We start from the raw sequence: 19,909 nt of genomic DNA, 5'->3' as shown, positions 1-19,909 counted from the left end.
CATCGCGCTCGGAATGCACAATCGCCCGGAAATTGCAGTCGGCCGCTTCGGCATCGTGCGGGGTCCGACCACCGCCTCGACGGATCGCTTTGAAATTAGGGTCGAGGGCAAGGGTGGCCACTCGGCACGTCCCTTCCTCGCCAACGACCCGATCGTCGCCGCCGCGCAACTCGTCATGCAGATTTCCACTATCGTTTCCAACAACGTGAATGCCTTTCATGCCTGCGCGATTGCGGTGGGAGCCATCCACGCCGGAAAGGTGCACAACGTCATTCCCGATACATGCGAGCTCATAGGAACCGTGAGGTCGCGGGAGCCGGAGGCACGCAAGGCGGCCGAGGAATCGTTGCGGCGGCTTTGCGCTGGTATCGAGATCACCGCCGGAGTGAAATGCCACCTCCTTTATAAGTACGGCGTGCCCGCCCTCATCAACGACGACACAATCCTGGAGCCGACGGTCAAAGCGATCCGCGCGCAGCTTGGGGACGTCGCCGATGACTGGGTAGCCAGCATGGGCGGAGAAGACTTCTCCCTCGTAGCCGAACGCGTGCCGGCTTTCCGCCTCCTTGTAGGGTCGAGCCAGCCAGGACGCGCCGACAAGGTCCACACGCCGACCTATCAGCCGGCAGAGGAAAGCATCGGTTATGGCGTGCGTGCGCTTTCACGCGCAGCGGTCGAACTTCTCGCCTGAGCCCCTCCCTCGTATCCCGTCCTGGCGATGCGTCTCTCGTGAATTTCTGGAGTTTTTTGAAAATGATAGACGTAGATTTGCGGCTTTCCGTGCGGCCGTACGACCACCTCACACCGCTCTTTCTTGGCAACGTCCCGACACCGGGGGTGAAGCTTCACCTCAATCAAGCAACCGACCTGATGGAAACACGGACGCGGCTGCTTCAGGGCGCTCCGGAAGGGTTCGACGCAGCAGAAGTCTCCTTCAATCGATATGCAGCTGGAAAGGCGAACGGCGACACTTCTCTCGTCGGCATCCCAGCGTTCATCTTGCGCAATTTCCGGCACCGCTGCTGGTACGTTCGGCACGACAGTCCGCTTGAGAGCTTGAAAGATCTGAAAGGAAAGCGGGTCGGCACCGATTCCTGGAACGACACTGGTACCATGTGGTCTCGTGCAGCCATGCGCGACGCGGGAGTTCAGATCTCGGATGTCAAGTGGACGCTTGGAAAGCTCGCGCCACACGTCTCACAAAAACCTGCGACGCCAGAGACGGACTCGGAACCCGCCGGCGGGGCTGAGAGATTGCCCGAAGGCGAATATTTGCTGGAGGCTCTCGAGGCAGGACGTATCGATGCGATCACCACCGCTGCAACCCCGGAGGGAATCTACCAGCAAGGCGGGAAAGTTCGGCGCCTACTAAGAAATTATCGTGCAGTGGAGGCCGAGTACAAGAGACGGAACGGTTTCCGACCTGGACTTCACATTATCGCCGTGCGTCGCGACTTCGCTGAGCAGCATCCGGATTCGGTCTTGACGCTCTACAAGGCGCTTCGGGATACGTGGCCGATTTGGTGGGCGAAGCTGAAGCGCTTTGGCGATGCGACACCTTGGGCTGCGGAAGAGGTAGAAACCATGATCCGGGATTTTGCTGATGAAATGCCACCGTACGGCATGGAATCCCCAGCGCATCAAAAGATGGTCGCGTCCATGTGCAAAGAACAGTTTGAGCAACAACTCGTGCCAAAATTGTGCCAGCTCGAGGATCTCTTTGGCGCTTTCGACGCATTGCACCGAAGCGCGAAGGCGGCAGCCTAATTGAGCGTCACATGAAGCCCGCGGCATCTGCCGCGGGTCCTTATATGCTCAGGCGTCGAATCCGCGTGAGGGGCGCCTTCCCTCCCGGAGTCACATCGGCGCAAGTTGCTGCAACCAGTCTCGCCCCGGTACCGCCGCAAGCAGCTCGCGAGTATAGGCCTCCCGTGGCGACGAGAAGAGTTCCGCCGGGCTTGCGATTTCAAGGATGCGCCCGTGCCGCATTACGGCGATGCGGTCGCACAGCCGGCTGGCGACACGCAGATCGTGCGTGATGAAGAGCATGGAGAAGCCTCGCTCCTTCTGCATCCGTTCCAGCAAGTCGAGGATATGCGCCTGCACCGACACGTCGAGTGCCGAGACCGATTCATCAGCAATGAGCAATTGCGGTTCGAGAGCAAGAGCGCGCGCAATGCAGATGCGCTGCCGCTGCCCGCCGGAAAATTCATGCGGAAATCGGTCACCCGCATTAGCATCGAGGCCTACGCTGCGAAGAAGCTCCTTCGCATCCTTCAGGGCGACACCCTTCGAAACGCCATGAATAATCGGCCCTTCGGCGATCGCGTCAACAACCTTCTGGCGTGGATCGAGCGCGGTGTACGGATCCTGGAAGACGATCTGCACCCGAGAACGAGCTTTGCGAAGCGCCGCCCCTCGAAGATCAGAGAACGTCATATCGCCGAGTTCGATCAACCCCTCATCGGGGTCGACCAATCGGATGATGCACTGGGCGAAAGTCGATTTACCGGAGCCGGATTCTCCGACCAAACCGAGCGTTTCGCCCCGCCGTATTTCAAGGCTAACCTTGTCGACCGCAGTAACCGAGCGCCCTCGCTGAAAGATGCTGGTGAGGTCGAAAGTTTTTACGATCCCCTTTGCCCGCACAAGCCAATCGCCAAGATGTGGATTTTGTTCTCGGGGCTGCAGCTTTGGAACCGCCTTGATGAGTGAGCGTGTGTAGCCGGCCTTCGGCCGCCTGAGCACCTCGTCCTTCGTCCCTACCTCGACCAATCGGCCGTGTTGCATCACGGCGACCCGGTCAGCAATATCGGCGACCACGCCGAAATCGTGAGTGATGAAAAGGATGCCGGTACCATGGCGCTCACGCAGATCGAGCATAAGTTTCAATATTTGAGCTTGCGTCGTGACGTCGAGCGCCGTCGTCGGCTCGTCGGCAATAAGGATGGCCGGCTCGAGCGCCAACCCCGTCGCGATCATGACCCGCTGGCACTGACCGCCCGAAAGCTGATGAGGATAATTCTGGTAGATCTTCTCGGGATCGGGAAGCCGCACTTCACTGAAGAGACTGACGACGCGCCTCCTCGCCTCATTGTGCGAAAGTCCCGTATGCAGACGGAAAACTTCGGCAACCTGGTCACCGACGCGGAAAATCGGATTGAGGGCGGCACTCGGTTCTTGAAAAATCATCGCGATTCGTCGGCCGGATATGTCGAGCCTCTCCTTGTCCGGTAGGGTCAGGAGATTTCGGTCCTCGAACATCACCGCCCCTCTCGGCGAGGGAAGATTCGATGGAAGGATACCCATCACGGCCTGCGCCATCAGAGACTTACCGGATCCGGATTCGCCAACGACGCAAACGATTTCGCCGCGCCCGAGAGACAAATGAAAGTCCTCGACCGCATTCGGCCTGTCGCCGCCCTCGGGCAGCCGCACCTCGAGGCCTTCGATCTTGAGAAGTGTGTCGCACGAACGCACGAAGTATTCCTCCTGCGGCGCCCATTGGTGCCGCTGTCCCAGGGATGCCGCCGGCGGACAACGCATCGTCCTGCCGGCGACACGTCGATCGATGTCAGCCCAGCTTCAGATAATCACCGAACAGCCTCATCTCGCCTTCGCCGGCAGGAACCCACCCAAGCTTTTTGCGATGAGCAAAGTTGTTGACACTCTTCCACATGTACATGCCGGGGGTCAGGCGCTGCCATTCTTCGGAGAGCGCGAGGTAGGCGCGCTTTCTGTCCTCGAAGGTGGTCGTCTTTTCAAAGGCCTCGCCAAGCTGAATGAATCGCTCGCTAGGTGCCCAGACTTTCCAGGGCGCTGTAGCCCGCGTGGATTGCGGGCTCCAGTCGAGCCAGAGCGGCTGGTAGGGGTCGCCCGGGATGAAGCTCGATGAGTTCGACATACTGAGCATGTGGAATGGTCGCCGATAGACCGACACGTTATCGACGATATTCGCCTGAACATTGATCCCGACCTCGCGCCACTGATCGATCATAATCTCGGCCGCGATTTCGTAATTTGGGTAGAAGTCCTTGTGTACATTCCACGTGAGCGGCTGCCCCTTGTACTTCGTCTCCTTGATCAGGGCCCGCGAGCGGTCGGGGTCATAGGGAAGCGGATCTTTCCGCGACGGGTCGTAAAACTTGCCGTACTCCGGGAAGTTAAACGGAATGGACGGGTGGAAGGTCGAGTCGCCCCACAGCGTCTTTACAATCAAATCCATATCAACGCCCTGCACCATGGCATAGCGAAGCTTTGGGTCGACCAGCGGGTTGTCTGCGGGATTCGGAAGAGTATTGAAGGCGAACAGCGTGTAGTTTCCGACCGGCCGCCTCACGAGCGTCACGCTTTCGTATGACGCGATCAACTTCTCCTGATCCGTCGGGATGTTGACGATAAAGTCGAACTCGCCCGAGACGAGCCCTGCCATGCGCGCCGCGAATTCGGGGATAATTTTCCAAATCAGCTTCTGCGCCGGCGGAGGTCCGCCCCAATAATCGTCGAAGGCCTCCATCTGGAGAACATCTCCCGACCGGAATTGCGTCACCTTGTAGGGTCCGCTTCCGATAGGCATCTGTCCGAAGCGATCGACGCCCACTTCCTTGTAGTACTTTTTCGGGACGACGAAGCCCACGAAGCCTGTGAGCTTTCCCGGAATATTCGCGTCGGGTGTGTCGGTTTCTATTTCGAAGGTGTATTTCCCGATCGCCTCAACCCGGACGAAGTTCGGCGTGAACGTCTTGCCTCGCGGCTCATAGGGTTTCTCGCCCCAAAGGCGCTCTGCCGAAAGCGTGAAGGCCGCATCCTCGGCCGTCACATCGCTGCCATCATGGAACTTCGCACCTTCGCGAATCTGGAAGGTCCAAATCTTTCCGTTCTGCTCCCATTTGGTGGCAAGTCCCGGAAGGAAAGTGAGACCGTTCTCGTCGCTCAGGTAATCCTGCTCGATAAGCCTGTCGAACATATTCGGGAAGAACCGGCGGGTGGCCGTCGACAGGCCGTTGATAGGTGCAAGAGTTTCCTTCAAATTGTCGACGGCAATCGTCAATGTCGGTCGATTCTGCGCGGCATGAGCGCTCCGCGTCGGGAGAGTCACTCCCAAACCTCCGGCGATCGAGGCAGCGCCAGCGCCGCCCAAAAGCCCCATGGCACCTCGTCTTGTCAACATAGCTTGTTCCTCTGTCTTTTATGAAGTTCTTATTGCGGAGCAGTGGATCGAGACGATCGCGCAATCCGTCTCCGACGATGCTGAGCGACAGGGTGAGCGCGAAGATTACCACACCGGGCCAGATCGCTATCCACCACGCGGTCGCGAGATATTCCCGCCCTTCACCCAGGATCTGGCCCAGGCTCACCATCGGCGGGCGGATGCCGAGGCCGAGGAAACTCAACGAGGTCTCAAGGACGATGATCTGCGGAAAGTTGAGAGTCACCTGAACGATGAGAGCGCTGGCAACGTTTGGCAGAATGTGCATCCCGTAAAGTCGCCATGGATTGGCGCCCAATGACTGGATCGCTTTGATGTATGGCTGGCTCTTCGCTTGAAGGACGGTTCCGCGGGCAAGGCGGGCATAGTTGTCCCACCCCAGCAAACCCATGAGAACCACGAACAGCGTAAAGCTGTTGCCAAAGAACGCAAGCATCGTCAGTGCGATGAGGATGAATGGAAGCGACGCTTGGAAATCCACGAGCATCATCAGAGTCTCTTCGACCCAACCACGGGAGCGTGCCGCGACGAAGCCGACGAATGTTCCGACGACCGAGCCGATGAGCGTGCCCGCAATCGCAACCGCGAGAGACATCCGAAGGCCCGCAATCAGCCTTGCCACCATGTCCCGGCCGATCCGGTCTGTCCCGAGCAGAAAACGCGGGTCGGCTCCTTCCATCCAGATCGGCGGCTTGAGGCGGAAAAGCAGGTTCTGCTGTGTGGCGCTGTGCGGCGTGAGCAGGTCGCCGAAGACCGCGATCAGTGCCGCGAGCATCAACGTGCCGGCCGCGAGGACAAGCGGCCACGGTTTCTTTTGTCGCGGGCGCATGTCAGCCCGTGACGCGAATACGAGGATCGAGAAGGCCATAGAGAAGATCAACCATCAGATTAGCAACGACCATCGTCGTCGCAACAAGAAGAACCAGACCCTGGACGACGGAGAGGTCCCGCATCGAAACCGCGGTAACCAAAAGCCGACCGACCCCAGGCCACGCGAACACCACTTCGACGACGACTGCCCCAGACACCAAATGCCCGAGATTGAGACCCAGGATGGTGACAACCGGGATCGCCGCATTGGGAAGTGCGTGGCGAACGATACGCCAGCTTGGTGGTGCACCTTTTGCAGCGGCGGCCCGCATGTAGAGCTTGCCAAGAACATCGAGCATCGACGAACGAGTGAAGCGGGCAAGCGCACCTGCGTGATAGAGGCCAAGAGTGAGCGCGGGCATGATCAGATGGGTCCAAGTCCCCGAGCCCGAACTCGGCAGCCACTGGAGTTTCAGGGAAAACAGAAGGATCAGGAGGATACCGAAGAAATAAGCCGGGAGTGCGAAACCGAAGGCTGCAACGCCCATAATGAGTTGGTCGACGGCCTTGCCCCTGTTCAACGCAGCGACGATGCCCGCCGGAACACCCACGAGAAGCGCCAACACATAGGCGGTGACCCCGAGAATCAGCGTGTTGGGGACCCGCTCGGCTATCACCGCTGTGACAGGTCGCCCGTCGGCGTGCGAATAGCCGAAATCGCCTGTGACCATGGCGTAGACGTAGGAGACGTACTGTTCGGGAAGCGAGCGGTTCAGGCCCCAGGCTTCCCTGAATTGTTCCATCTCTTCAACAGTGGCATCGGGACCAAGCATCGACTGCACAGGATCGCCTGCGAGCCTGAGGATAACGAACGCGAACGTCACGACGAAGATCAACGTGATCAACGTCCGTACGCCCTTCACCAGCCAGAAGCGGTACATGATCCCCCTTTTCTGCGCGGACGGTTGACATCGGCAGCAGGTAGCAATCCTGCCGCATAAAGTTCGATTACCGCCGCATATTGTCTGGGTCCCCAGCAGGCTCTCCGAGATCATCGGATCCGCCGAGGACAATCGGCCCACGAAAGTCTTGTCTTGCAATGATTCCGCGGCCCGCGCCTTTGGTCTAATCAGAATATCGACGCCAGCGATAACGCCAGCTAATTATACAGCTCGTGCGTCATCTCCTTGAGATGGGCAACGAACTCCTCGGTGATGAGAGACTTGGGCGCCGACCTGTTCCGGAAGAGCAGCGTTCTGATGTCGATCCGTGGACTTAAGGGGCGAGACACGAGCTTCGATCGGTCGATGACTCCGAGGAGATATGGTTCGACAATCGCCACGCCGACGCCAAGCTGTGCCAGCATGATACCGGTCATCGACAGGCTCACTTGAACCTTGATGTTGGACGCGACGCCAGCCTCCTTCAGCACCGGATCCAGGTAGGTTCGGAACAGCGACTGCGGCAGATAGGTAATGATGGGATAGGGCTTGAGGTCGGCAGCCTGCACGGTTTCGCGGCTGGCGAGAGGGTGATCAGGGGGCAAGACGCAGGCGAGCTGCGTATTGACCAAGAGCTCGGTTTCCACCTCTCGATTGACGATCTGCTCATACGCAACCCCGAGTTCTACCTCGCGGTTGAGAACGCAATTGAGGACCTGCGGCGTACTCATCGACTGAAGGACGACCTTGATGTTCGGCCGGCAAGCGATAAAGCTCGCCACCGCCGATGAAAGCAGGCCGTTCGCGACGGGAAACGAGCCGGCGAGAGAGAGCGTGCCAAGCCGTCCACCTGCCAGATCCTGCGTCGTGCGATTGAAGGCATCGAGTCGCTCAAAAATTTCTGCGACCCCGCGAAACAGAACCTCCGCCTCCTTCGTCGGCTGTAGCCGACCGCCGAGCCGCACGAAGAGAGGCATCTTGAGCTGGCTCTCGCAATGTTTTAAAATGGTGCTCACGGCCGGTTGGGTCACATTGAGCATGCGAGCTGCTGCCGTGACCGACCCGGTCACCATGATTGCGTGGAATGCCTCGATCTGCCGAAGATTCATCTTTCTCCAACCCCTTGCAGCCGTGTTATTTTCTGTTTTTACCGGCGGTTGCGTAGGCTACTCATAAAGCCTGCCGCGGCAAAGCAAAAAGCTGGAAGACAAAATTCGCCGATGTCCTTGCATTCCACAAGCCGAAACGACCCAGCGCCCGTTCATCTTAAGAATGTTCTGGGTGTGCAACACACCTTCCCGCAGCTGCCGCATATGCCTGGCATTTGCGACTGCCACGTACACATCTTCGGTGATGCTGCCGCCTTCCCGTTCGATCAGCACCGGCACTTCACGCCAGGCCGAGCGTTCGCATCGGACTTGGTCTCGCTGATGGATGCTCTTGGGCTTGCGCGGGTCATCATTGTGCAGCCGAGCGTCTATGGCACTGACAATCGCTGCACCCTCGACGCCCTGGCTAAACTGCCTGGAGTTGCGCGCGCGGTGGGTGTAATCGGCAACGACGTCACCGATTCATCACTGCAAGAGATGCATGAAGCCGGAATGCGTGGCGTGCGGTTGAACTTTCAAACCGTTGGCTTTTCTGATATTTCCTTGGCCCGGGAGCAATTGAAGCAGATCGCCAGCCGTGTCGCGCATCTAGGCTGGCATATTCAGCTGTTCGCTCCCCTGCCGATGATCACTCAGCTTGCTGAAACTATCACGACTCTCCCGACTCGAGTCGTTCTCGACCATTTCGCAGGAGCCCATACTGTCAAAGATGCGGGATTTAGCAACCTGACTGCTCTCCTCCGCGGCGGGAATGCCTATGTGAAACTGTCCGCACCGTATCGGATCGCGAGCGGGCCGGAATATGCTGGCGCTCAACCCATTGTCGAGGCGCTCATTGCTGCAAATCCTGAGCGGGTGCTTTGGGGATCTGACTGGCCGCATCCAGGAGCACCCGCCGGTACGATCAGGACACCGGATCGGGTCGAGCCCTTTCGACAGGAAGACGACGGTATGGCGTTGGTGCGGCTTGCGGCGTGGGTCAGCGACGACCGCGCTCTCCGCCGGATGCTAGTGGAGAATCCCGTTCATTTATATGATTTTGCCCCATGAACTCCGAAGCGGCTCCTATGGCCTTCCATGCCCATAGAGTGCATTTCGCTTGTCCTCCTCCATGCGATGGATCTCCAGTGCCCTGTCGAACACGGTATCAACCTGATCCTGCGGAATCACGATGAAGCCATCGGCGTCGGCATAGATGATGTCGCCGGGAACGATTGCAACGCCATCGATAGCAATTGGCTCGTTCATTGCAACGGTCTCGAGTTCCCATTTGCTGGAAACGGGCGAGAAGGAACGACATAGCACAGGGAATCCCGTCTGCCTGATCCACTCTCGATCTCGGACGGAACCGTGCACAACAAGTCCCACGATGCCTCGACTCTGAGCCATCAAAGCTTGGTTCTCGCCCCAGCTACCATATTCCGCTCGGCCCGCGACATCGATCACAATCACATCACCCGGCTGAGCGAGCTGTGACGAGGCCTGGCGCTGCCGCGTAAGATCCCGGTCGTGTGGCTCCGCGCGGCTTTTATTGGCTTGTCGCACCGTGTAGGCGGGACCGACGAATGCCATCGTCGGATCGTTGCTGACGAATGTCATGCCGGTCACAACCTGCCTGGGCATGCCGAGCTGCTCCATAGCATCGCTGATGGGGCCCGTGCCCAGATGGCGCATCGCACTGCAGCGTTGGCGAACGTCGTCGCAAGCTTGTTCGTTTTTCTGAACCATTTCGCCCATCGTTCACCTGTATCCGAGAGTTTCGCCAGCGAGGCTATCAGCCACGAGGTTGCCGGGAAAATAACAAAGCCTGCAGTGGATATTACCCGAACTGATAGTCGGACCGAGGTTGTGTCCGGCGCGTCGCGCGGGCCTGTATCAGATCCATTTATCGCCGCCGCCGGTTTTTCAATTGGACGCCCTTCCCTGTGTCCTTAGGGTTTGCGGCTCAATCCAGAGGTGCACATGACAAGCCCCAGTGTTGCAGTACACAACTCGCTAAAGGAAAAACTCGCGGCCGGCGGACTTGCCACCTGCATGTCGGTCCGGTTGGTGCCGAGCAACGATATTATCCTCATCGCAAAATCTGCCGGATTCGACGCGGTCTATGTCGATCTCGAGCATGCAAGCTTCTCTCTCGAGACAGTTGGTCGCATTTCAACCGCGGCCTTGGCGGCCAACCTCGCTTGTCTTGTCCGTGTCGGCCACAATGACCAGATCTCGCAGGTCCTTGACGGTGGTGCTGTGGGCGTCATCGTGCCGAATATCCGGACTGCAGCTGCAGCCCGCCAAGCAGTCATCGCCGCCAAGTATCCGCCCGGCGGGAAACGCGGCGCTTCTGCAGGCTTGCCGCATTTCGGTTATCGAAGCGTGCCTCCGGCAACGGCGATGCCTGCGCTCGATGCGGCCACGATGGTGGTGCTCCAGATAGAGTCGGTTGAAGGACTGACCAATATCGATGCTATCGCAGCCGTCGATGGCGTCGACATGCTGCTCATCGGCACAAACGATCTGCTCGCTGACATGAACCTCGCAGGGCAATTTGAACATCAACGGGTCCGCGACGCCTACGTCCGGGCGATCGCCGCCTGTAGGAAAGCGGCGTTGCCTCTGGGCATCGGAGGCTTGTCGGCAAGGATCGAGCTAGTAGCGGCGTTCGTGGAAATGGGCGCTCGCTTCATCTCCGTGGGGAGCGATATTGGATTCCTGATGGGAGCAGCCCAAACCCGCCAGGCAGAATTTGCAGCACTCCACCGCCCGCTCTCTTCCTCAGAGACGGTAGGCCGGACCGGATAAAGCCTCGTACCGCTCGTAATCGAGCAATCGCAAGATTTGGCCGCGAAGACGCTTATCTCTCCCGTGGTTTCCGATCGGCTGCGAATTGGAGGCACACTTCGCCTGCTGCTTGCGCATCATATGAATTATGTAGTGTGAGCGGTTTGGAAGCCGAGCATCGCGCGATGGTCCTGCTCAACGGAGTTTTTAAGTAGCGGCTCTGGCGGACTCGGATTGGCTTCAGCACGTCACGGGACGGGGGGCGATACCTACTCGGGTGCCCTCGATCTTGTACGCTCGCCACCAGTACCTGCCTACAGTCATGCGGTCCGGTTGTATCTGCGATTCACCACTGCGACGTCGATGAGCTACTGGCGTAGCGCGGCCCTGACGTCAGCTGACATCTTGAATGAGAATACCGGTGTTTCTGGCGCTTTGGACATCAATAGTGAGACAAGTGGCCGGTTCGTTTTCTCAATTTAAATGTCAATGTTACAGCGCGCACTCTGAATGCGCCACTGTTTCCGACCTTAAAACGGTAGCCAACGTTGAGAGATGTTCGTCTCAAAAGAAACGCCCAATCGGAACCGATTTCTCAAATTAAATGGGTCTTCCTCAGAGTGTGTGGTAACTTGGCGTGGAGATTGGCAACATCCGCGCTCGTAGGAGTTCGGCGCTCGCGCGACCGTACATTGCCCGTTTGAGCGTCTTCAATCGGTTGATCTGACCTTCGGTCTGGCCGTTGCTCCAGGGTTGCTCAACGGCGTTCCTGACGGCATCGATATCCCGGTTTAGCGTCCGAACGAAACGCTGCATGCCGTAGACGCCCGTCTCGGACGCGTCGTGCAGCCAATCCTGCAGCCTTGAAACCTTCTTGCTTTTGAAGATGCCCCGGAAGCGCATGGCCAGCTTGCGCATCACTGCGAATTCCGGCCATGCTTGCTTGAGAGCGTCGACCTTTGCCGCTTGGCTCGAGGTCAGCAACCCTCGCGGTTTGATGCAGAGCGATGCCGCAACGATCGGCGATATTAGATGGCCGGTCGTGGGATCAAAGACGCGGGTCGGCGCCGCGACAGGGGGCGCGATGCTTGCGGGCGCCAAGGGAGCCCGGCTCTCGCTTTTGTCGGCGTGGCGCCACGTGGTCAGAAGCCGCTCCAGGTTCGAGAAGCTGCCGGTATAGCCGTGACGCTTGACTTCGTGGAACAGATCCCGACCCCGGACACAGCCTTCCTTCCACAGTCGCGACAAATACTCCTGGAAATAGCGCGGCGAACTCGGGCCCGGAGCCGCGGGGCGCCGGTCGGGAGGGGCATCGAACGTGAGCCATTTTGCGATGCTGCGCCGATCAAAACCCGTCTGACGAGCAATACTCGCTCAAGACATTCCTGTGTCACGGAGGGTCCGGATCGTGTCGAAGATGACTTGCCGTGAGTGACGATGCGTCTGCCGTGTCAGTTGCCGATGCTCCGCCACGGCGTGTGGTGCACCGGCAATTGTCGCGCCGAGTTCATCTTTGCCATCGGTTTTGGGACGCAAAGCGCGCCCGGTTGAACGGTCAGTGCGGCTCAGCTGTTCCTCAATCGTGAGCCGCAGATTCTGCAGGAGATGAAAGCGATCCGCAATCTGGCGCGCGTCGGGCGCTCCCTCTCGAATTCCCTGCGCATACAACCCACAACGATCACGACTGACAATCTTGATTTCAGGATGCTTGCTTAGCCAATCGGCGGTTCCCGTCATCGTCCGCTCTGGAAGCACATCGACAACTTGGCGCCGTTCCAGATCTACCACGATGGTGCCGTAGGTTGAGGCTTTGCGCCAGCTCCAGTCGTCGATTCCGACAATCCGAAGAGGTGCCGTGCCGCGGCGAGAGGCGCACCGTTTCAATTGCCTTAGAATTGTATCGTCGCTTACCGGCATGCCCAGACGCTTCATCAAGCGCTCGCCAGCACGCCCTCCGGCGCTGTGACCAAACAGACCAACGAGTTCAGCAACCCGCCTCGTCCGGCGTGCATGGGGAGAAACAACTTCAGGCAGTCGGTCGACGAAGGTTCGTCGCGCACATCTGTCGGTGACGCAGCGCCAGCGGCTTAGCCGAAGCTTGACCGTTACAGTCTTCCCATGAACTGGAAGGTCTTGAAGACGTCGGTCGTACCAGTTGTGCCGACGATTGGACCGCTCACCGCACTCAGGGCAGGAGCCCGATCCTGGCCCAACAGCCGAAACCTCCCAACCGCCACCCATTATTCGTACACCGCGACCCGGTGACCATTCTGATTTTGTTCGCATGCGTGTGCATAGCGCACCGCAATTCCGCTGACCAATTCACCACACACTCTGAGGAAGACCCAATCAAACGTATATTCTCAATTTTGGTGCTCAGAGCTAAGTCGCTGAAAAGGCTCACGGCGACGTCTCACATCAAAACGTCAACTGACAACCAGCTCAGGGTTTTTTGAAAGACATAACGCACCGGGAACTTGTGGACGTGAAAGACCCCGCACGAACGCCCCATCAAGCCGATAAGGCGTCCTGCTCCGCGGCTTGTCTGACGATGGCTCGGGAGAGTCTGTGCGCCAGTGCCATGATCGTAAGCGTCAGGTGTTTGTCCGGCAGCACCGGGATCACTCCGCCGTCGCAGATATACAAGTTGTCGATGTCGTGCGCCTTCAGTTGGGCATCGACAACGCCCTCGTTGGGATCCCGCGCACTCGCAGTCGTGCCGGCATAGTGAATGCCCGTGCCGCTGTTATCGCGGGTGCTATAGATCGAGGTTGCGGAGGCACGCCGCAGGACCCGACGGGCCCACAATGCCATTGCGTCCATTTTTGCGTGCGCACTGTCGGGGATCGAAAAATCGACCTCAACCTGTGGCACGCCATAGCGATCGGCGGTCCTTCCGGGCAGTACCCGATTGCTGGGCGTTGGCTCGCCGGCGCAAAACAGTCCCAGCGTCACGTAGCTATGGAACATCATCTGGGCGAGCCGTTCCTTAACGAAAGGGGGAAACGGCTTGAGTCCGGCAAGATAATGCGGCACGTCGGCGAGACCATGGATGGCGTGCCCGATGAAGGGAAACGATGTGCCATCCGGAAGTCTGCCCTGCGACAGCAGGATGAGGAGATCGCCATAGCCGATGTCGTAATCGCGCCGCTTTCCCCACAGCTTCCACAGTGAAGTGGACAGGACGACCTTGGGGTTGTCCTGAAGCTTGAGTCCCACCTGACCGTGACGATTGGCAAGCCCGCGCGGATCGGCCTCGTCCGCGGAATTGAAGAGGATGCGCGGCGTCTCCAGCGCACCGGCCGCGAGCACCACGATGCGAGCGTCCAGAACCTTGCGTTCGCCATTCCTCGTATCAATATATTCGACGCCCGACAGCTGCCGCGCACCCGGTTGACGCAACAGCCGCACGACCTTGGCGTGCGTTCTTAACTCATAGTTCGGAAGATTCACGATTTCCGGTAGGAGACGCGCGGAGAACTTGTAGACGGCGCCGACCGGACACCCGGAAGTGCACATTCCGGTCGAAATGCAGGAAGCCGCCGTTCCGGCTCGCGTATTGATCGCCTTGCGGTTTGGAATAGCGTGGGAGTGAGGCTCGCCAAGCGCTTCGACTGCCGAGACCACCAGGCGGTCTGCCGGACGCAATGGTTTGGGGGGCAGAAAGTCGCCGTCGGGAAGTTCGGCGAGGTTCTCCACTGTCCCGCAAACCGAGATCATGCGTTCGACGGCGCTGTAGTGCGGAGCGAGAGTTCCATACGAAAAGGGAAAACCGCGAAAGTCCTTCGGCGAGAACCGTACGCTCACCCCGTTCCAAAGGTTCTGCAGGCCGTCGACCGCCAGGACCTGGAAGTGACGGAAACCACCGGCCGGACGACTCGTCGACCCGACCGTGCCATCGGCGAAGAGCGGGTGCACGAACAGGCTGTCATGCGGATCGCTCGGCCACGTGGTGTCGGGACCAATGCCGAAATCCTTCGTCGCGCCTGGCGGGACCTCGGTCCTGAAGTAATCGGGAGCGAGCATGCCGCCCTGTTCGAGTGAGACAACCCGCAACCCGGACTTGGCCAATTCGTGCGCGAGGATCCCGCCGCCGGCTCCCGTGCCGACGATGACGACGTCGCAGGACATAGCTTCAGCCACGCGCTTCTCCTAAGGGCCACTCGCCGACCGAGCGAAGAAACGCCGGTGAGGCAAATCGGATGTGTTCGAGGAAGGCCCGCAGAGGGGCGGCTTCCGGGCCGAGATCAGCGCGGCGGAGCCGACCCGTCGCGGCGAAGCCGGAGCGTTCGGCAACAGTATGCAAGGCCGCATGGATCTGACGATTCCCCAGCCCAATCCTTGCGATCTCATCGCAGAGCGGAATGAGAACGGCGCGATAGGGGCCGAATGCGATGATCGCCCTCATCAGGTCTTCTGCATCGTAGGGCATCTCCGTCGAGCCCGCAGAGGGCGCCGCTTTTGCCATTGCGGTCATTGCGTCCTCCTGCATGCGATCATGCCAGCACGACTTGCCCCGTCACCCTGCCGAGTTGGCGGATGGGGCGACCCGATTTCAGATGCGCCTCGATTTCCTCGAGGGGCACGCCGCTGGTTTCGGGCACGAACCGCCAGGTAAAAACGAGCCCGGCAGCGCAGACGATCGCGTAGATAAAGAAGACGCCGCCCAAGCCGAGGGTCGAGACGAGCATGGGGAAGGAGAACACGACCAGAAAGTTGAAACCCCAATTGGCGAGCGAGGCGACGCTCATGCCAAGACCACGCACGCTGAGCGGAAAAATCTCCGACATCATGACCCACGGCAGCGGGCCAAGGCTGGCCGCGAAGGCAGCGATGTAAAGCACCAGTCCGATGATGGTGAGATAGTCGAGAAACGATGACTCGATCGCCGCGCCAAGTGCGATCATGCCAAGGCTGAGCGCGGTACCGGCAAAACCGATAAACAACAATTTGCGGCGGCCGATGCGGTCGATCAGCATCATGCCGACGACGGTCATCCCCACATTGACGATGCCAATGCCGACCGTCGCCAGGATCTGCGCCGAGGACGATGCGAACCCCGCCTCGCTGAAGACCCTGGGCGCGTAATAGATAACGGCATTGATCCCACTGAGCTGCTGGAAAAAAAACAGGCCCATGCTCACCACGAGTGCGGGCCGGATCACCGGGTTGAGAAGGTCCGACCAGGAGCTGGGGCGGGAATCCGCCGCCGCGGTCCGCATGATGTCGGCGAATTCATCGTCGACGTTCGCGTGGCCGGGCGGCAAGTCGCGAATGTGGGCGATCGCGATCCGCGCCTCGGCGGTTCGCCCCTTCAGAGCAAGCCAGCGGGGCGTGTCTTTCATGCGCCACATGCCGATCAGCAATGCGATGCCGGGCAGCACGCCAACGACGAACATGAGCCGCCATGAATCGGCGAAAGCAAAGTCGACGACATAGGCACCGAGGATCCCGAGCGTGATCGCAAGCTGGTAGATCGACACGAGCATGCCGCGCCGCGAGGCTGGAGCACTTTCCGAAATGTAGAGCGGCGCCACCATGGCAGCGATACCGACAGCGACGCCGAGTACTAAACGCGCCACGGTGAGCATCCAGACCGCGGTCGCCAAAGCCGCGAACAAGGCACCGCCGGTGAACAACACGGCTGCGGCTATCAGCGGAGCGCGTCGGCCATATGTCTCCGCCGCGCGCCCAGCAATAAGGGCGCCGCCCAGCGCGCCGAGCGGTACTGCGGCCGTCATCAACCCCTCATCGAACGGCGTGATGCCGAACTCTTCGCGTAACAGGTGCAGCGCTCCGGCGATGACGCCCTCGTCGAACCCAAAGAGGAAGCCGGCGATACCCGCAACCGCAGCCACAATATAAATCATCGAGATCGTTCCAGTTGAATGAGGAGGGGCTCAGCGCAGGATGCCGTTCGCGACCTTTCGGAAGGCGGTCACGATGTCGCTTTCGTCGGCGCTTGTCAGAGTGGAACTGATGCACAACAGTGCGCCGCGCGCGTGAAACTCGTCGCAACGCGGCAGGGCGCCATCGCTGTAATCGTAGCCTGCGGCGAAGGCATTGGACGGATGCGTCCAAGGGAAACCGTCGCGGCTGTTGGAGCGGCGGTGCACGAGACTCGGTATGTTCGAGTACCAGTGCAGACCCCATTCGCGCATCGTGAGACAGGTCAGACTGCCGGGCGGTCCGCTGATACCCTCCGCGCGCAGGGCGTCGACGAATCGCCGTGCGATGCTCCCGTCCGACAGCAGCATCAGCAGAAACGGGCCGGTGTCTCCTGCCGGATCCGGAACCCGACGGAACGAGAGACCCGGCAGATTTTTGATGGCTTCACGGATGCGCCATTTCGAACCGCGCATCGCGCCTGTGATCTGCGGCAGCTTTCGCATCTGCGCCAGCGCCATCGCCCCGGCGAGTTCGGACATGCGCGCGCCCATTCCCCAGAGCTGGCAGGTCTCGTCCGATGCGTCGAGCCGCCCAGCCTCGTTACGCGGGTAACCGAGATCGTGGAGAGCAACGATGCGGCGAAAGAGGGCATCGTCCTCCGCAACGAGGAGCCCGCCATCGCCGGAGGTCATATTTTTGTTGAGCTGGAAGCTGAAGATGCCGATATCGCCAAAGCGCCCGACGGCGCGGCCATTCTGGCTCGCTCCAGCGGTCTGGGCGCAATCCTCGACGAGACTGAGTCCGTGGGCACGACAGATCTCGGCGATCTCCGAGATTCGACCTGGCGCACCACTCATGTGGACACACAGAACGGCACGGCTGTGCGGCCCGATCTTGCGCCTGAGGTCGTCGGGATCCATGCAAAACGTGTCATCGATATCGACAAGTTTCGGGATCGCGCCCACGCGCACGACGGCGGACACGCAGCTCACCCAGAGATAACCAGGCACGAGCACTTCATCTCCGGGGCCGATGCCGAGGGCGGAAAACGCGATGGTCAAGGCCGCAGTCCCCGAAGACACTGCAAGCGCGTGCTTATGGCCGAAAATTGTGCTCCACTCGCGCTCGAGGCTGTCCACCATCCGCTGGGGGTCCGGACCATAGAAGCGGAAGGGACTGCGCGAACGCACGACACGGTCGACCAACTCACGCTCTTCCTCGCCGATCCATTGCGCACCCGGCAATTCCCACGGAAGCGGCGTCGTGCGCACCGGAAGACCGCCCTCGATGGCCAGGCGGTTGGCCCGTTCCTGCTCCGGGCGCGCACCGACGATCGCTGCTTCGGTCATCTCTTAATCTCCGCATGCTCGGATGTTCCGCCCGTCATGAATGTCATGAACGACCGGTCAAGGAACTCATTGTATTTATCTTTGACGTCCGTTGTACTACGCATCTATAAAAAACAGATGCATTATAATTGGAACGTATTGTAAATGATTGGAAAAAACTGGAAAATAGACAACATCGGCCCGACTGTCAGAATTTCCATTCTGGTGAGCTGCTTTGGCTTGTCGTTCGGGTTCGGGACTGCGTCGATCGCCGGATTGCTTGATGTGATCCGCGACCAGTTCGGACTGAGCATCCATGACGAGCAGGCATTGGTTGCTTCCCTCGTCGTGGCATGTTTTGTCGGAGCGGCAGTCGCCGGGCCGGTATCCGCGGTCTACGGGCGCAGGCGAGCCATTTTTTTGGCTATCGTGCTTGGCGTGACCGGTTATGCAATCATGCTCGGCGGCCCCGGCCTCGTTGAACTCTTTGTCGCGCGGGTTCTTGTCGGCCTTTCGATCGGGCTCTCGTCAATGGTCGTGCCCATGTACGCTGCCGAAACCACGATCGCCCGACATCGTGGAGCTGTCGTCGCGCTCTTCCAATTGGCGGTGACGAGCGGCATCCTTGGCGCCTATGGCGTTTCGTTGGCTTTCGTCGCGACCGTGCCCTGGCACATTCTGCTCGGCATCGGAATCATTCCCGTCGGGTGTGGATTGCTTGGCCTTCTCCTGTTGCCGGAGAGTCCCCGCTGGCTTGCGGTAAAGGGAGACCGTGTAACATTGGATCGGGCGGCGCATGCACTCGGTCTGCACGCGGAGTTGCCGGTGAGCCAGCCCGCGCCCGTAAGTTCGCAAAGCACCTTTTCGCTTCTACGGCGGGGCAGCACGATGGCGGTGCTTGTGCTCTGCAGTCTCCTTTTCGTGTTGCAGAACCTGAGCGGGATTGATGGCATTCTCTATTATGCGCCCCGGATCTTTCGCGGACTGGGCTTTTCGGCGGGCACCGCCGCCATGGCAGCGACCTTCGGCCTCGGTCTCATCAACTTTCTCGCTACCCTCGTGGCCCTAGTGCTGGTCGACCGCACCGGGCGCAGACCGCTGCTCATCTGGGGCTCCGCGGCCATGGTGCTCGGGCTCGCAGCGGTTGTTGTCGCAGCTATATTCGACTGGTCATGGCTCGGCCTCGTCGGACTGGCGCTGTATATCGCCGCGTTCGCGGTGAGCCTTGGTCCGTTGCCTTATGTGCTGATGTCGGAACTGTTTCCAGCGGCGATCCGCGAACAGGGGGTTGCCACAGCCTCGGCGACAAGTTGGCTGTTTAATGCTTTGGTTGCCTTCACGTTTCTCTCGATGGTGGATACCGTAGGCCTGCCGGCATCGATCGGAGCTTTTCTCGCAATCTGCCTGCTATCGCTCATCATCTGCGCGCTGTTCGTCCCTGAAACGCGAGCCGTTCGGCTCGAGGTCATAGAAGCGAATGTCCTGTCTGGCCAACGCGTGCGCCGCCTTGGTCTCCCCTTGCCTGTCGCCGCGCAGCAAAATGCGATCAGCGTAGCGCCGCAAGCCATGGCGTGATCTGAAAATATTTCAAGTGACGCAGATTCAGCACATGCGCGGCCGACATGCATGCGAATGTCGCGAATGCAGGTAACTTGGGCTTGTCAACGGATTGACCGCCCTGGCTCCTGCCGCGGAGCGTTCCTGAGCGTCGCCCTGCTGAGCGGCCTCATCAACATTCCTTTCTTTCCGGCTCGATCTTCATCATGGAGGTCTACGACCGGTTCTGTTGCAAACTTCGTCTTGAGCCACGGGAACTGCGAGATTGCAGTGGTTGGTTCATGCGGCGGCGAG

At 59.6% G+C, this 19,909-nt stretch carries 14 protein-coding genes and 2 pseudogenes; 5 read left to right on the top strand and 11 right to left on the bottom strand.

What is annotated here, in order from left to right; translation table 11 throughout:
• Positions 1–691: M20 metallopeptidase family protein (locus tag FEZ63_RS11975; RefSeq protein WP_150944828.1), on the top strand; the 691-nt coding region annotated here is incomplete at its 5' end.
• Positions 692–729: 38 nt separating this feature from the next.
• Positions 730–1,767 carry an ABC transporter substrate-binding protein gene (locus FEZ63_RS11970; RefSeq protein ID WP_150944674.1) on the top strand — a complete coding sequence of 346 codons (1,038 nt, stop codon included), beginning with the start codon at positions 730–732 and terminating at the stop codon, positions 1,765–1,767.
• A gap of 90 nt (positions 1,768–1,857) precedes the next feature.
• Here FEZ63_RS11970 and FEZ63_RS11965 read toward each other — a convergent pair whose 3' ends face one another.
• The 5 genes and pseudogenes from FEZ63_RS11965 to FEZ63_RS11945 form a co-directional block, all read right to left on the bottom strand.
• Positions 1,858–3,480 carry a dipeptide ABC transporter ATP-binding protein gene (locus FEZ63_RS11965; RefSeq protein ID WP_244622768.1) on the bottom strand — a complete coding sequence of 541 codons (1,623 nt, stop codon included), beginning with the start codon at positions 3,478–3,480 and terminating at the stop codon, positions 1,858–1,860.
• Between the two features lie 94 nt (positions 3,481–3,574).
• Positions 3,575–5,170, bottom strand: coding sequence for an ABC transporter substrate-binding protein (locus FEZ63_RS11960; protein WP_150944669.1), 1,596 nt, complete (start codon positions 5,168–5,170; stop codon positions 3,575–3,577).
• A 94-nt stretch (positions 5,171–5,264) separates the two neighbouring features.
• A pseudogene (locus tag FEZ63_RS25620) lies at positions 5,265–5,696 on the bottom strand (ABC transporter permease); the annotation flags it as partial.
• Positions 5,697–6,039: 343 nt separating this feature from the next.
• Entirely contained in the window at positions 6,040–6,960 is a 921-nt protein-coding gene (locus FEZ63_RS11950; protein WP_150944667.1) for an ABC transporter permease, read from the bottom strand.
• Between the two features lie 218 nt (positions 6,961–7,178).
• The gene (locus FEZ63_RS11945; RefSeq protein ID WP_150944665.1) at positions 7,179–8,069 is read right to left on the bottom strand and encodes a LysR family transcriptional regulator; all 891 of its coding nucleotides are present in this window, start codon (positions 8,067–8,069) and stop codon (positions 7,179–7,181) included.
• Between the two features lie 111 nt (positions 8,070–8,180).
• Here FEZ63_RS11945 and FEZ63_RS11940 point away from each other — a divergent pair, with 111 nt between their 5' ends.
• On the top strand, positions 8,181–9,119 hold the full coding sequence (locus tag FEZ63_RS11940) for an amidohydrolase family protein (RefSeq protein ID WP_150944662.1): 939 nt from the start codon (positions 8,181–8,183) through the stop codon (positions 9,117–9,119).
• Between the two features lie 15 nt (positions 9,120–9,134).
• On the opposite strand, the gene FEZ63_RS11935 is transcribed toward FEZ63_RS11940, so the two are convergent.
• Positions 9,135–9,806 (bottom strand): RraA family protein, encoded by a 672-nt coding sequence (locus tag FEZ63_RS11935; RefSeq protein ID WP_150944660.1) that lies wholly within the window; start codon positions 9,804–9,806, stop codon positions 9,135–9,137.
• A 201-nt stretch (positions 9,807–10,007) separates the two neighbouring features.
• On the opposite strand from FEZ63_RS11935, the gene FEZ63_RS11930 reads away from it, so the two are divergent.
• Positions 10,008–10,862: an HpcH/HpaI aldolase family protein gene (locus FEZ63_RS11930; protein ID WP_201274155.1), complete on the top strand. Its 855-nt coding sequence runs from the start codon at positions 10,008–10,010 to the stop codon at positions 10,860–10,862.
• A gap of 594 nt (positions 10,863–11,456) precedes the next feature.
• Here FEZ63_RS11930 and FEZ63_RS11925 read toward each other — a convergent pair.
• The 5 genes and pseudogenes from FEZ63_RS11925 to FEZ63_RS11905 form a co-directional block, all read right to left on the bottom strand.
• Positions 11,457–13,127, bottom strand: a pseudogene (locus FEZ63_RS11925) (ISL3 family transposase).
• A 225-nt stretch (positions 13,128–13,352) separates the two neighbouring features.
• On the bottom strand, positions 13,353–14,984 hold the full coding sequence (locus tag FEZ63_RS11920) for a GMC oxidoreductase (protein WP_244622767.1): 1,632 nt from the start codon (positions 14,982–14,984) through the stop codon (positions 13,353–13,355).
• Positions 14,977–15,318 carry a hypothetical protein gene (locus FEZ63_RS11915; protein WP_150944658.1) on the bottom strand — a complete coding sequence of 114 codons (342 nt, stop codon included), beginning with the start codon at positions 15,316–15,318 and terminating at the stop codon, positions 14,977–14,979. Before FEZ63_RS11915 ends, FEZ63_RS11920 begins: the two co-directional genes overlap by 8 nt.
• Positions 15,319–15,337: 19 nt before the next feature.
• Positions 15,338–16,711, bottom strand: coding sequence for a sugar porter family MFS transporter (locus tag FEZ63_RS11910; RefSeq protein ID WP_150944656.1), 1,374 nt, complete (start codon positions 16,709–16,711; stop codon positions 15,338–15,340).
• Positions 16,712–16,741: 30 nt separating this feature from the next.
• A complete protein-coding gene (locus FEZ63_RS11905) occupies positions 16,742–18,079 on the bottom strand; it encodes a DegT/DnrJ/EryC1/StrS family aminotransferase (protein ID WP_244622766.1) in 1,338 nt (445 codons plus the stop codon).
• A 144-nt stretch (positions 18,080–18,223) separates the two neighbouring features.
• On the opposite strand from FEZ63_RS11905, the gene FEZ63_RS11900 reads away from it, so the two are divergent.
• Entirely contained in the window at positions 18,224–19,633 is a 1,410-nt protein-coding gene (locus tag FEZ63_RS11900; RefSeq protein WP_150944654.1) for a sugar porter family MFS transporter, read from the top strand.
• The last annotated feature ends 276 nt before the right edge of the window (positions 19,634–19,909 follow it).

This window comes from Microvirga brassicacearum, from assembly GCF_008757455.1.
GTDB classification, from domain to species: domain Bacteria; phylum Pseudomonadota; class Alphaproteobacteria; order Rhizobiales; family Beijerinckiaceae; genus Microvirga; species Microvirga brassicacearum.
The sequence above is the reverse complement of the archived record's forward strand: the minus strand, read 5'-3'. Positions and strand labels throughout refer to the sequence as shown.